Annotated in this window: 1 protein-coding gene; it reads left to right on the top strand. The window is 34.5% G+C overall.

The annotated features are described in order from the left end of the window. Positions 1–64: 64 nt before the first annotated feature. Positions 65–432 (top strand): transposase family protein (locus tag FFR48_RS28480; RefSeq protein ID WP_503827321.1); only part of this gene is annotated, 368 nt, incomplete at its 3' end.

Here is a 432-nt window from a genome sequence, read left to right as displayed (position 1 = left end):
TTTGTGAAGTCAGTGGGTCAATAAAGTAATAAAATCCCCTCCAGTCAGAAAAAAGGAGGGGAGTATGTTAAAAGAAATAATTGCCATCTATGCTATCACGGATGACTTGTTGAAAGCGATTGGACATGAAGAAGATAGTCGTAGAGTCATGAGTGATGCAGAAATTATCACAACGGCTGTATGTGCAGCGATATTCTTTAATGGCAACCATAGTAAGGCTTGTACTTACATGAAAGAACATGGTTTGATTCCAAATATGTTAGATAAATCACGATTTAACAGGAGATTGCACGGAGTTTTTATGTTAATGAACGATTTATTTCATCAAATGGGAATGATACTGAAAGAAATTAGTGATGATATTGAGTATCTTTTAGACTCATTTCCAGTACCTATGTGTGATAATATCCGCATTTTTAATGTCAAGTTAAT

It is taken from the genome of Sphaerospermopsis reniformis (genome assembly GCF_005402885.1).
Lineage (GTDB): Bacteria > Cyanobacteriota > Cyanobacteriia > Cyanobacteriales > Nostocaceae > Sphaerospermopsis > Sphaerospermopsis kisseleviana.
The sequence above is the reverse complement of the archived record's forward strand: the minus strand, read 5'-3'. Positions and strand labels throughout refer to the sequence as shown.